14 protein-coding genes are annotated in these 11878 nt (G+C 32.1%); 5 read left to right on the top strand and 9 right to left on the bottom strand.

Going from position 1 to position 11878, the window contains the following annotated elements; all coding sequences use genetic code 11:
- Positions 1-49: 49 nt before the first annotated feature.
- Positions 50-604 (bottom strand): crossover junction endodeoxyribonuclease RuvC, encoded by a 555-nt coding sequence (ruvC, locus tag NQQ59_RS13215; protein WP_144219785.1) that lies wholly within the window; start codon positions 602-604, stop codon positions 50-52.
- A gap of 128 nt (positions 605-732) precedes the next feature.
- Here ruvC and NQQ59_RS13210 point away from each other — a divergent pair, with 128 nt between their 5' ends.
- Positions 733-1677 carry a flippase-like domain-containing protein gene (locus tag NQQ59_RS13210; protein ID WP_257698273.1) on the top strand — a complete coding sequence of 315 codons (945 nt, stop codon included), beginning with the start codon at positions 733-735 and terminating at the stop codon, positions 1675-1677.
- On the top strand, positions 1674-2777 hold the full coding sequence (locus tag NQQ59_RS13205) for a glycosyltransferase family 2 protein (RefSeq protein ID WP_144215739.1): 1104 nt from the start codon (positions 1674-1676) through the stop codon (positions 2775-2777). The genes NQQ59_RS13210 and NQQ59_RS13205 overlap by 4 nt, the downstream gene beginning before the upstream one ends.
- A 102-nt stretch (positions 2778-2879) precedes the next feature.
- Here NQQ59_RS13205 and NQQ59_RS13200 read toward each other — a convergent pair whose 3' ends face one another.
- Both NQQ59_RS13200 and NQQ59_RS13195 read right to left on the bottom strand, forming a co-directional pair.
- Positions 2880-3359 carry a hypothetical protein gene (locus NQQ59_RS13200; RefSeq protein ID WP_144215737.1) on the bottom strand — a complete coding sequence of 160 codons (480 nt, stop codon included), beginning with the start codon at positions 3357-3359 and terminating at the stop codon, positions 2880-2882.
- Positions 3360-3393: 34 nt separating this feature from the next.
- Positions 3394-3729: a hypothetical protein gene (locus NQQ59_RS13195; protein WP_144215735.1), complete on the bottom strand. Its 336-nt coding sequence runs from the start codon at positions 3727-3729 to the stop codon at positions 3394-3396.
- A 94-nt stretch (positions 3730-3823) separates the two neighbouring features.
- Here NQQ59_RS13195 and NQQ59_RS13190 point away from each other — a divergent pair, with 94 nt between their 5' ends.
- Entirely contained in the window at positions 3824-4324 is a 501-nt protein-coding gene (locus NQQ59_RS13190) for a DUF456 domain-containing protein (protein ID WP_144215733.1), read from the top strand.
- 291 nt (positions 4325-4615) lie between these two features.
- A complete protein-coding gene (locus NQQ59_RS13185; RefSeq protein WP_144215731.1) occupies positions 4616-5218 on the top strand; it encodes a DUF937 domain-containing protein in 603 nt (200 codons plus the stop codon).
- Between the two features lie 63 nt (positions 5219-5281).
- Here the strand turns inward: NQQ59_RS13185 and NQQ59_RS13180 are convergent, their stop codons facing one another.
- From NQQ59_RS13180 to NQQ59_RS13160, 5 genes are all read right to left on the bottom strand, one after another.
- A complete protein-coding gene (locus tag NQQ59_RS13180; protein WP_144215729.1) occupies positions 5282-6190 on the bottom strand; it encodes a pseudouridine synthase in 909 nt (302 codons plus the stop codon).
- Positions 6191-6559: 369 nt separating this feature from the next.
- Positions 6560-7516 (bottom strand): geranylgeranylglycerol-phosphate geranylgeranyltransferase, encoded by a 957-nt coding sequence (locus NQQ59_RS13175; RefSeq protein WP_144221535.1) that lies wholly within the window; start codon positions 7514-7516, stop codon positions 6560-6562.
- A 61-nt stretch (positions 7517-7577) separates the two neighbouring features.
- On the bottom strand, positions 7578-8168 hold the full coding sequence (locus tag NQQ59_RS13170) for a DUF502 domain-containing protein (protein ID WP_144215727.1): 591 nt from the start codon (positions 8166-8168) through the stop codon (positions 7578-7580).
- Between the two features lie 66 nt (positions 8169-8234).
- A complete protein-coding gene (locus tag NQQ59_RS13165) occupies positions 8235-9173 on the bottom strand; it encodes a mevalonate kinase family protein (protein WP_144215725.1) in 939 nt (312 codons plus the stop codon).
- Positions 9174-9245: 72 nt separating this feature from the next.
- Positions 9246-10328: a diphosphomevalonate/mevalonate 3,5-bisphosphate decarboxylase family protein gene (locus NQQ59_RS13160; RefSeq protein WP_144215723.1), complete on the bottom strand. Its 1083-nt coding sequence runs from the start codon at positions 10326-10328 to the stop codon at positions 9246-9248.
- Positions 10329-10645: 317 nt separating this feature from the next.
- Between NQQ59_RS13160 and NQQ59_RS13155 the strand changes: the two genes are divergently transcribed.
- Positions 10646-11122 (top strand): TspO/MBR family protein, encoded by a 477-nt coding sequence (locus NQQ59_RS13155; RefSeq protein WP_144215721.1) that lies wholly within the window; start codon positions 10646-10648, stop codon positions 11120-11122.
- 35 nt (positions 11123-11157) lie between these two features.
- Here NQQ59_RS13155 and NQQ59_RS13150 read toward each other — a convergent pair whose 3' ends face one another.
- Entirely contained in the window at positions 11158-11868 is a 711-nt protein-coding gene (locus tag NQQ59_RS13150; RefSeq protein ID WP_144215719.1) for a hypothetical protein, read from the bottom strand.
- Between the last annotated feature and the right edge of the window lie 10 nt (positions 11869-11878).

The following is an 11878-nucleotide window of genomic DNA, read 5'->3' as shown; positions in this document are numbered from 1 at the left end:
ATTCGTTGTCTACGGAATTATCTAATTATCAAATTTTCTCATTGACACATTATTTTTTCACTCGATCCTCGTTTTGTTTCACAAAAGCATCCCAACCAGAATAACTTTTTCCAGCAATAACTTTTCCAGAATTAAAGTGATGACAAACCGCAGCCGCCAAACCGTCTGTTGAATCGAGATTTTTGGGTAATTCTTTTAAACCTAAAAGCTGTTGCAGCATTTTGGCAACTTGTTCTTTGCTGGCATTTCCGTTTCCGGTAATTGCCATTTTGATCTTTTTCGGTTCGTATTCCGTAATCGGAATTCCTCTTGAAAGTCCTGCCGCCATGGCAACTCCTTGCGCACGACCTAACTTCAGCATCGATTGAACGTTTTTGCCAAAGAAAGGAGCTTCAATTGCAATTTCGTCTGGACAATGCGTTTCAATTAATTCGATCGTTCTTTCAAAAATGATTCTTAGTTTTTGGTAATGATTGTCGTATTTGGAAAGTTGCAATTCATTCAACTGCAGAAATTCCATTTTTTTATTGGTTACTTTAATTAATCCGAAACCCATAATCGTGGTTCCTGGGTCAATACCTAATATGATGCGTTCTTGTGTCAAGAGGTTTTTTGTTTCAATTTTAACGTTTTCAATTTTAACGTTTTCAAGTTTCAAGTTTTTTGAAAGTCAAAACGATTCATTTTCTCATTTTCAAATTGCCACATTTCCAAATTGTTTACTTTTGCGGCATGATTTCAATTCCTCACAAAGCTAAGCAATTCCTCGTTCTTGTAGTCAAACTTTTGATTGTTGGCGGCGCATTTTATTTTATTTACAATCAGCTGGCTAACAACGACAAATTAGACTGGAACAAATTCATTGTTTTATTCCAAAAAAATCAGTCGGTTTTAGGGATTGGATTTATTTTGCTTTTGAGTGTTTTGAATCGTTATTTCGAGATTTTGAAATGGCAGAATTTGGCGCAGGTCATTCATAAAATTTCCCTTTACGAAGCTACGAAACAGGTTTTAGCCGCTTTAACAGCTGGAATTTTTACGCCAAATGGAGTAGGAGAGTACGCGGGCAAAGCGTTGTATTATCCAAAATCTGAAGCCAAAAAAGTGGTTTTCCTGAACTTGATTTGCAACGGAATTCAAATGATTCTGACCGTGATTTTCGGGATTTTTGGATTACTATATTTCAATGCACAATTCAATGTAATTACGACTAAAACTGTCTTGATTCTTTTCGGTGGATTTGTATTGATTCTGCTCATTTTGTTCTTCATTAAAAAGATAAAAGTCAAAGGATACTCGCTTGAAAAACTCATTCATAAAATCAATGAAATTCCGAAATCGGTTCATCAAAAAAACATCTTTTTAGGGATTTTGAGATATTTGGTTTTTTCGCATCAATATTACTTTTTGTTTTTAGGTTTTGATGTCGATTTGCCGTATTTAACTTTAATGGCAGCGATTACATCTGTTTATTTTCTGGCTTCTTCATTACCAACTTTCCAGTTTTTAGATTTTGCTGTGAAAGGAAGCGTAGCCATTTATTTCTTCGGAATTCTAGGCGTAAACGAATGGATTGTTATTTTCATCAGCACTTTAATGTGGTTTTTAAATGTGGTGCTACCAGTAGTTTTAGGAAGTTATTTTGTATTGAATTTTAAAACCAAAACCACAGAATGATTTTTGTTTTATTTGCCATATTAGGGATTTATATAATTAGTATTGAGTTACTTATTTATGGTTTTTTCAAAATAAAAAAATACAAAAAACAGGATTTAGAACCCAAAACAAGTTTTACGATTATAGTTCCGTTTCGGAATGAAAAAGAAAATTTGCCCATACTTTTGGAGAGCTTTTCTAATTTGAATTATCCACGAGATTTATTCGAAGTTATTTTAGTTGATGATAATTCTAGTGAAAAATTTCAATTTCTAAATTCCAAATTCCAAGTTTCTGTAATCGATAATATTCGACTTTCAAATTCTCCCAAAAAAGATGCGATTACAACTGCAATGCAACATGTAAAAACCAATTGGGTAATTACAACCGATGCCGATTGTATCGTTCCAGAAAACTGGCTTTTAACCTTTGATAATTACATTCAAGAAAACGAAGTTTCAATGCTGTCGGGCGCTGTCACGTACAAATGCGAGAATTTATTTTTAGAGCATTTTCAGCAATTGGATTTAACAAGTCTGCAAGGTGCAACAATTGGAAGTTTTGGTTTGAACAAAGGATTTATGTGTAATGGAGCTAATTTTGCTTATACGAAATCATTGTTTGAAAGCTTAAACGGCTTTGAAGGAAATGACAAAATTGCGAGTGGCGACGATGTTTTTTTACTTCAAAAAGCAATTGAAAAGTTTCCAAATGAAGTTCAGTATTTAAAAGCAAATGAAGCAATTGTTACCACAAAACCAACCGAAAACTGGAAAAGCTTATTCCATCAAAGAGTGCGTTGGGCAGCCAAAACAAGTTCGTACAAAAGTGCTTTCGGCAAATTTTTGGGTTTAATTGTTTTCTTCGGAAACCTGAGTTTTGTAATTGGATTTTTCTTTATGATTTTCGGAATTTGGTCGTATCCAATTTTTGTGATTTTTGCTTTTTCTAAGTTTTTAATTGATTTCGTTTTACTTTCAATAACCAATCAATTCTTGACGAAAACTAGCATTAAAAGCCTTTTACTAAGTAGTTTATTATATCCGTTTTTTAGTTCGTCTGTCGCTTTGTATAGTCTATTTGGTTCTTACGAATGGAAAGATCGTCAGTTTAAAAAATAATTTAAACCATATAAGTTATATAAGAGATTTAAGAAACAAATTTTTTTATTTTACCAATAGTTTAAATGATCTTACATCACTTATATGGTAAAATAAAAAAAACTATTCTTTTGCTTTTATAATTACAGGCAGAATAAATTGCGTTTTAACTGGAACACCTCGTTTTATAGCGGGATTAACTTTCGGAAAATCGACTAAACGAGCGTGTAAAATGCTGTCAATTTTTATGGTATCATAAGCCACAGAATCTTTTGGAAACTGAGGTTCAAATTTCATTGTGGCATTTGGGAAAACCGTTACTTTTACTTCAATTGTATCCAATTCAGGATATAAAATTGATAAGGTGTCAACGTTCAGTTTCTCTTGAATCAAATTCGACATTACTTCAAAAAAGCATTGTTGACGGAGTTTTTTATCAGCTATTTTTTCGCAGTTGGGAACAGAAGGATATTCATCAACTTCTTTCCAATTAATTGATTTTAATTCTTTTTGAAGTAATTCCTTTTCAGAGGGAACCTGCCTCTCAAAATATTGACAGGAATTAAATAAAACACAAATAAAAAGGGGAAAAAACTGCCTCAAAGTTTTTAAATTGAATGAATGAACAAAAATACGATTATTTTTTTTGAGAAGCTTTGTATTCTAAATAATCTTCATAGTTTTCAGAAAGCCAATTTTCTTTGTTTTTCTCTGCAACTTCCTTTTGATCAGGATATAATTTAATCAGTCTGTCTGAAAATGCGGCTATTTGAACCGTATAGTTGTAAAATTCAGTTTTTGTTAAAAGTATATTAGGATCGTTTTTTGTATTGAAAAAGTCAAAAAATAGTTTATCAAAGTCTTTCATAGAAAAACTGAGTACTTTTTTCTTATTACTATTATAAAGACTGTCTTGCAATACTTGGTCATCTGCAGAAAGTTTCTTAGATTGAGCATATGTATTTTCACTCATTGAAAACACAAATAATAGAATGAAAACTATTTTTACAAACTTTTGCATCATATTAATATTGCTTAAATTGTAAGTGCAAATTTACAAATATATTATGGATTTACTTTTAGTATTGTTGGGTTTTATCTGTATGATTGTTGGAATTTTCGGGAGTTTTATTCCCGTTTTACCTGGACTTTCAAGCTGTTGGGTAGGTTTATTATTGCTTTATCTTACCAAAGCGGTTGAAAACAATTATTGGGTCTTAGGAATCACTTTTGTTTTAATGGTTATCATCACTATTTTAGATTATGTAATTCCGGCAAAAGGCACCAAAAAGTTTGGCGGAAGTTCTTACGGAGTTTGGGGAACTAACATTGGTTTGATCGTCGGAATTCTGGCTCCAATTCCTTTTGGAGTTATCATAGGTCCATTTGTAGGGGCGCTTATTGGCGAATTACTATACGATTCTCAAAATCATAAACGTGCCTTAAAAGCCGCTACAGGATCTGTTCTAGGTTTTCTGGCTTCTAGTTTTGTCAATTTCCTTTTTTCGGTAATTTATCTCGGTATTTTTCTGACTATTCTTTGGCAAAATCGAGCTCTAATTTTCTAAATAGTAATTTTGACTTTAAGCTTTTTCTTATATTTTTATATTTTTCAGAAAAAATCTTAATTTTTTGAAAATAATTTTTTATATTATACGTTACGTCAAGCTTTATGTTTACTGCTTTTGTCAGTTTTTAGTGTTAAATACCTGAAAATCGACCAACTAAAATTTTAACTTATTTTTTGGAAATGTTAATATATTTTATATTTTTATCACGATAAACGATAAAAAGCCTCACTTTATCGGTTATTTTGAGCGAGTTTAAATAATTGTTTCCCCCTAAAATAAGTTAAACGTATGACCCCAAACCTACAAATTGAACTTAGACGTTTTATTTCATCTAATGTTGTCTCCAAATTAAATAAGTTTTATTTTGAAAATGATGCTCTTTTGATAAAGGGAATTGATGTCTCGATCGGTACAATTTTAATGGGACTCTACAACAAAGCCGAAGAATCTGATTTTTATTCTGAAATTGTTTCCATGATAAAAGAAGATTCAACTTTCTACCAAGAAATCGACTTTAACGCCGGTAGAATTTTATCAGTAGATGATTGCTACCGTTTAGAAGGAAACGTTTTACTTAAAGAATTGTTTTCCAATAAAAAAGGAAGAATTTCAGAAATGGTCTCAAACGAAGTCGGAATCAAAAGTGAAACCGCTAGAGAAATACTTAACTTTTCTGCCCTTCTTGTAATGTCTTACTTAAGATACAATCTTCAACTAATAGAAGGCCTAAAACTACTTCTCGAAGATCAAAAAAGAGATATCTTAAACAGTATTCCACCTGGAATCAAAATCATCCTTGGTTTTTCATGTTACGAAACAGTCGAAGACAAAAGCCAATCTATGGGAAGATCCATATTTACCCTTTTCGGACATAATTTTTTCAGTTTCTAAAATAAAAAAAATCCCATTTTCAAAAGAAAACAGGATTCGGTATCATTCAAATTTGAAGAACTATTAAACGTTTTTCAAATTGATAATTTCTTGTTCAGTCAAAAAGCGCCAGTTTCCTCTCGGAAGATTCTTTTTGGTTAAACCAGCAAACGAAACACGATCAATTCGAAGTACATTATACTCGAAAGACTCAAAAATAGAGCGAACCACTTTTACGTTGGCCGTGCGCAATTTAAGACCAATTTCGCTTTTTGGTTCATTATCAATATAACTGATTTCCTCAATAAAAACGCGGTGTCCGTCAAGAACCAAGCCTTTACTGATTTTTTCTAAATCTTCAAACTTCAAGTTTTTATCTAGAGAAACCTGATAAATTTTAGACGATTTTTGGTTTGGTAAAGTAAACTTACGAATCATATCCGTATCATTTGTAAACACCAATAAACCTGTTGTATTCTTGTCCATTCTTCCGATAGGAGCAATTTTGGCATTGGTAGCGCCACGTACAAGTTCTAGAACGTTACGGTATTCCTGACCTTCATCAAGAGCAGTTGTAAAGTTTTTAGGCTTATTCAACAAAATATATTCTTTCTTTTCAGGAGTCAGCGTAACACCATCAAAGTTTACTACATCATTCAATTTTACCAAATATCCCATTTCGGTAACAACAGTTCCGTTAACTTTAACGTTTCCAGACTGAATATAAATATCAGCATCACGACGAGAACAAACACCAGAATTCGAAATGTATTTATTCAAACGAATTTCATCTGAAGCCTTTTGTCTTTTCGGAGCCTGATTCTGTTTTTTTAATTTTTCTTCCGCAGCAGCATTAGCGGCTTTAACCTCCGGTTTTACTTTTTTGGGCCCTTGCGCACGTTTCGCCATAGGAGGTTTTGGCTTATTAGAGTTTGGTCTTGAGCTATTTGGTCTCGATCCTCCTCTTTTATTATTGCCTTCCTTGTTGTTCATAAAATTATTAATTTGTGCAAAGATAGTTTTTTCCTGCTAATAAAACTTAAGTTCATTGTTCTTAGATTAATAGCTTTGATTTTTAGAGGAATAAGAAGCATCACAACAGGCATTTTTTTTTAACATGGTTTCCCGCTTTCCATTACAATCTTTTATGGCGAACCCCGCCATAAAAGGATTTTCATTTCAATCGGGGCTAGATTCAGACAATTGGCTTCTTTTAAACATTTTAGCTGTTTCGCAAAGATTCACAAAGTAGACACAAAGAAGCACAAAAAGTTTTGCGAATCTCTGCGAAATCTTCTTCACGAATCTCTGCGGAATAAAATAAATCCGCAAAATCTGCCAAATCTGCGAGAAACAAAACATTTAATAGTTAGAAATCAACTCGCGCCCGTGCCACAAAACACTCGGATTTATCAAAACAATGCAGAAAACCCCAGAAACAATCAAGAATTTCAAAAGATTGTGAAGCCTTAAAAAATGTTCCTTAGAATCGGATCTCCATAAAAACATTAAAAAGAAAATTAAAACTCCAAAACAGACATAAAAGTAAATGTCCATATAACCTACATCGTAAACATTCACTAAAATATAAACTGGAAAAATCGTAGAAATCGTCAAAGCAGTAATAATCTGTTTCGAGATTTTCTCTCCATAAATCACAGGAATTGTTCTGTAGTTGGTTACCAAATCACCTTTTAAATTTTCTAAATCTTTTATCATTTCGCGAATCAGCAACAATAAAAACAAGAATATTGCATGCGCACAAATCACCACAAAATGACTCATATGATTTTCGATTTCTTCAAAAGAAATCTTATTGTAGAAATAAAGCAAAATAGCAAAAAACGGAGTTACAGCAAGCAAAGCCGACATTAGATTTCCGATAATTGGATACTTTTTAATTTTATGAGAATAAAACCAAATCATAAAAATATAAGCAGAAAAGAATAAAAATGCTCTCCAGGAAACAATAGAAGCCATTAAAACTGCCAAAAAGTTCAAACTAAAGTAAACCGTTAATTTCGTTTTCTGACTCACCAAACGATCTAGCATTGATTTGTTAGGCCTATTAATCAAATCTTTCTGACTGTCATAAAAATTGTTGATAATATAACCCGAAGCAATCGTAACAGCCGAAGCAAAAACAATCAGAAATAAATAGAAATCCAGTAGAATATCCAATGCTCTAATTTCTGGCGCCAGAATAAAAATTGCCGATAAATATTGCGCTAAAACAATAATAGGAATGTTGTAACCTCTAACCACAGAAAACAGACTCACGATTTTCATTATCAAAAGTTTTTGTTGTCTGCTTAACATAAATTGAAGGGTGTAAAGGATTAGATTAGGGAAGTTAAAAGATATTTTTGGTATTAAAAATTTAGAGTTTGTTTTTTAACAATTCTTTAGAGCCAAAACCTAATTTTCTAATGCATGCCAAAGCCTGTTTTTGAGTCATATCGACTTCTTTGATGTCTTTTTTCTCTACAAAAACCACAGAACCACTCCATGGATTTGGAGCATCTGGAACAAAAACTGTAAAATTGTTTTCGTCAATTTGTTCGATCAAAAAAGCAAATTGCCAGCCAGCGTCCGTAGGAACTAAGATTACTTTTAAGTTTTCTTTAGATTCAATTCCCATAATATTTTCATTCATGCTTTTCATAAATGAATAACCAGGAACAAAGCTTAAAATGCCGTTTTCTAATTTCAGAATAAGTTCTTTTGCTTTTTTAGTTCTTGCCAGCAAACCTGCAGCAAAACAAATAAGAATTATAAATGTTATTCCGATAAGTTCTTGAAGCGCAATTCCTAAAACATGAACTCTTGGCAGATTAGTTACAAGCGGCAGCGTTATTTTTTTAATAATGCCATATCCTTTTTCAAGAATGATAAGCAGTACCACTAAAGGTGCTAAAAATAGAATTCCTCCTAAAAAAGTTGATTTAATTATTTTTAAGATACTTTTCATAATAAATAACTTTTAGGATGAAAAACTTATAAAAATCTACTCAAATAACTTCGGCGTGTATGGGAATTAAAATTGATAAACGACTTCTAATTTATAATCTTTTAAAGCACTTTTTGCACGTTCCAGATCTTCTGTAAAACCAAGAATGTAGCCACCTCCGCCAGAACCACAAAGTTTTAGGTAATAGTCGTTGGTGTCAATCCCGTGCTGCCAGATTCCGTGAAATTGTTCCGGAATCATTGGTTTAAAATGATTTAAAACAACTTTAGAAAGCTTTTTGGTGTTGGTAAACAAAGATTTCATGTCGCCATGTAAGAAGTTGTCTACGCAGGCATCTGTATATTTTACAAACTGGTTTTTCAGCATGGCACGGAAACCTTTGTCTTTTAGGTTTTCCATGAAAATACTAACCATTGGAGCTGTTTCTCCAACGATACCTGAATCTAATAAAAATACGGCACCTTTTCCGTCAAAACTTTGAGTCGGAATACCAGTTGCTTCGATATTGTCTTTAGAATTAATTAAAATCGGAATACTCAAATAGCTGTTTAATGGGTCTAAACCAGAACTTTTTCCGTGAAAAAAGCTTTCCATTTGAGAAAATATGTTTTTTAAGTGTAATAGTTTTTCGCGAGTCAGATTTTCTAGAACCGTGATTTTGTTTGTAGCGTATTTATCATAAATAGCTGCAACAAGTGCACCGCTACTTCCAACACCGTATCCTTGCGGAATACTAGAATCAAAATACATTCCAGTTTCGACATCATTTTTTAAAGTCTCTAAATCAAAAGTAACCAATTCAGGCTGCTGCGTATGCAGTACTTCAAGATAAGAAGCAAAACTTTTTAAACTTTTGTTTGATGCAATTGCTTCATCCGAAGGTTCTTCAGACTTCTTTAATGCACCGTTGTAAAAATTATAAGGGATAGAAAGTCCTTTAGAGTCGCGGATAATTCCGTATTCTCCAAAGAGTAATATTTTTGAGTAAAATAAAGGTCCTTTCATGATTTATTTGATGTCTTTTTTTATTTGGGTCTAGTTTGAATTATCTAAATTATTGATTAAAGATACGCAAAATTATAATGCAATTGCACCACTTCCAATTTTGTCGCAAATGTACTGACCATTCTGACAAAATACAACTAATTCGTCCTGAATAAATTGTAATACTTTTTCGCTAACGTTTTCAGGATATAATACATGCACATTTGCTCCAGCATCAAGTGTAAAACAAACCGGAATTTGTGTTTCATTTCTGAATTTCCAAATCGCATTTATAATCTGTAAAGTATTTGGTTTCATCAAAATAAAATACGGCATCGAAGTCATCATCATGGCGTGTAAAGTCAAAGCTTCACTTTCTACTACTTTGATGAATTCGTCTAGATTTCCGTTTTCAAAAATGGCGATTAATTTATCCAGATTTTCGTGTGCTTGCGCAAAACGTCTTTCAGCATACGGATGATTGTGCATCAAATCATGTCCAACAGTACTTGAAACTTGTTTTTCGCCTTTATCAACCAATAAAATGGTGTCTTGGTAATTCTTGAAATTATCATGAATTGTATATGGAAATTCAACTCCAAATAAATCCGTGCTTCCTTCAATATTCGCCTGATTGCCCCAAACCACAACATTTCCTTTTACACTTCTGCAAGCACTTCCAGAACCTAAACGAGCTAAAAATGAAGCTTTTTGATAGAAATAATCATCAGTCATTTCTGGGTTTAGTTTTCTTTCTAAACTCATAAAATTCATTGCCAAAGCCGCCATTCCAGAAGCCGAAGAAGCAATTCCAGAACTGTGCGGAAATGTATTTTGAGTATCAATTGTAAAATGATAGTCTTTCAAAAACGGCAGATAAACCTCAACTCTTTCTAAAAACTTCTGAATCTTTGGTTTGAAATCTTCTTTTGGTTTTCCTTCAAAAAGCAAATCAAAAGAAAAAACATTTTGATTGGTTCTTTTTTCAAAACCTAACTTTGTAATTGTTTTACAATTGTTTAAAGTAAAACTTACTGAAGGATTTGCTGGAATCTGGTTGTTTTTTTTCCCCCAGTATTTCACCAATGCAATGTTGCTTGGAGTGCTCCATTCAAAGTTTCCGTTTTCGATTGTTGAAGTATATGAAGTTGGTATAAAATCAGCTGCTGAATACATGAATTATAAAATTTTGGCAAAGATAACTTTTAAATTTTTTCACCATATAAGTTATATAAGAAATATAAGTGGCTTTTACTAAAATGAACTTATATTACTTATATGGTTTAATTTTTTTTTCCACCATATAAGTCATATAAGAAATTATTAGTTGGCTTTACTAAATTGACCTTATATGCTTCCGTGGTTTAAAATTTTTTTCCCATCATATAAGTCATATAAGAAATTATAAGCAAGGCTTTACTAAAATGAACTTATATAACTTATATGGTGAAAAACTTTTCTTTTGATTATTTTTGAATTCAAAATTTGATAAAATGAATAAATTCGTAAAAATTGCTATAGCTTTAGTTATTTGTTTAACAGTTGGTTATTCTGCTAGTTTAGTAACTAGACCAAGTATTGAAACTTGGTATGTAACATTGCAGAAACCAGTTTTTAATCCGCCGAATTGGATTTTTATGCCGGTTTGGACTGTGCTTTATATTTTTATGGCTGTTGCGGCTGCTTTAGTTTGGGACAGAATAAAAGAGAATACAGAAGAAGTAAAAAAAGCACTACTTTTCTTTATCATTCAATTAATTTTAAATTCAATTTGGTCTTACTTATTTTTTGGATTGAAAAATCCGATGTTAGCTTTAATTGAAATTGTGCTGCTATGGCTGATGATTTATGAAACGTATTTAAAATTCATCAAAATCAATAAAATTTCAGCTTATTTGTTGATTCCATATTTGCTTTGGGTTGGATTTGCAACGGTTCTAAATGCAAGTATTTGGTGGTTGAATAGGTAGATTTATTTCAGGTTTCAAGTTTTTGGAAAAAGAAACTACTTCAAATTTTTAAACTCTTCATTTTTTGCAGTCAAAAACTCTATGGTAGCTAAAAGGTTGGGCTGCAATGTAAGTGTTTTAGACTTTGGATCAGCATCACAGAAATCAAGGAAAAGCTCTTTTTGATGAGTTTCTATTTTTAATTCTTTTAAGAAAAACTCCTTAGAACACGTTTTCTTCACGAGTTTTTTGAATGCACTTTCGGTTTCCTCATCTTGTGACTTTCCGCCACCAAAAGAAAATTTAGTCTGCATTCCATTAACGATTGTGCCATCATTGTAACCACTAATATAACGTTTTAAGTTCTTAGCTCTTTTATCACGATCTATTTCTGCAATAGTCTCTGGATCTGGCGGTAGTGGATCAAATTTCATTTCCGTTGGTATAATTACTTCTTCTAATTCTTCGGGTTTAATAACCATTTTTACAACAAGATGATTCGATTTTATCTTTTCAGAAGTCATTTTCAATCTGGTGAAGAAGTAATCTTTAGAGAAAAAAAGTAAACTGTCCTGCGGTTTTACTAAAATGGAAAACTCTCCCATTTCATTGGTTTTGGTGCTTGTTTTAGCCGTTTTATTGATTACTTCTACATTATGGAGTGGAAAATTATTAGCAATAACTTTTCCGTGAAGTAATTTTTCGGTTTGAGAAATACTTAATTGGTAAGTGAAAAGAGAAATGGTAGTAAGTAGTTTTGCTTTCATTTATTAGACT

It is taken from the genome of Flavobacterium panacis (assembly GCF_024649945.1).
Classification (GTDB): domain Bacteria; phylum Bacteroidota; class Bacteroidia; order Flavobacteriales; family Flavobacteriaceae; genus Flavobacterium; species Flavobacterium panacis.
Note: the sequence above shows the minus strand (reverse complement) of the source record. Positions and strands in the feature narration are given on the sequence as shown.

Bases quoted from the DNA above. Each gene is read 5' to 3' on its own strand.
- NQQ59_RS13210 (WP_257698273.1), top strand. From the start codon at position 733: ATGATTTCAATTCCTCACAAAGCTAAGCAATTCCTCGTTCTTGTAGTC.
- NQQ59_RS13205 (WP_144215739.1), top strand. From the start codon at position 1,674: ATGATTTTTGTTTTATTTGCCATATTAGGGATTTATATAATTAGTATT.
- NQQ59_RS13195 (WP_144215735.1), bottom strand. From the start codon at position 3,729: ATGAGTGAAAATACATATGCTCAATCTAAGAAACTTTCTGCAGATGAC.
- NQQ59_RS13190 (WP_144215733.1), top strand. From the start codon at position 3,824: ATGGATTTACTTTTAGTATTGTTGGGTTTTATCTGTATGATTGTTGGA.
- NQQ59_RS13185 (WP_144215731.1), top strand. From the start codon at position 4,616: ATGACCCCAAACCTACAAATTGAACTTAGACGTTTTATTTCATCTAAT.
- NQQ59_RS13180 (WP_144215729.1), bottom strand. From the start codon at position 6,190: ATGAACAACAAGGAAGGCAATAATAAAAGAGGAGGATCGAGACCAAAT.
- NQQ59_RS13175 (WP_144221535.1), bottom strand. From the start codon at position 7,516: ATGTTAAGCAGACAACAAAAACTTTTGATAATGAAAATCGTGAGTCTG.
- NQQ59_RS13170 (WP_144215727.1), bottom strand. From the start codon at position 8,168: ATGAAAAGTATCTTAAAAATAATTAAATCAACTTTTTTAGGAGGAATT.
- NQQ59_RS13165 (WP_144215725.1), bottom strand. From the start codon at position 9,173: ATGAAAGGACCTTTATTTTACTCAAAAATATTACTCTTTGGAGAATAC.
- NQQ59_RS13160 (WP_144215723.1), bottom strand. From the start codon at position 10,328: ATGTATTCAGCAGCTGATTTTATACCAACTTCATATACTTCAACAATC.
- NQQ59_RS13155 (WP_144215721.1), top strand. From the start codon at position 10,646: ATGAATAAATTCGTAAAAATTGCTATAGCTTTAGTTATTTGTTTAACA.
- NQQ59_RS13150 (WP_144215719.1), bottom strand. From the start codon at position 11,868: ATGAAAGCAAAACTACTTACTACCATTTCTCTTTTCACTTACCAATTA.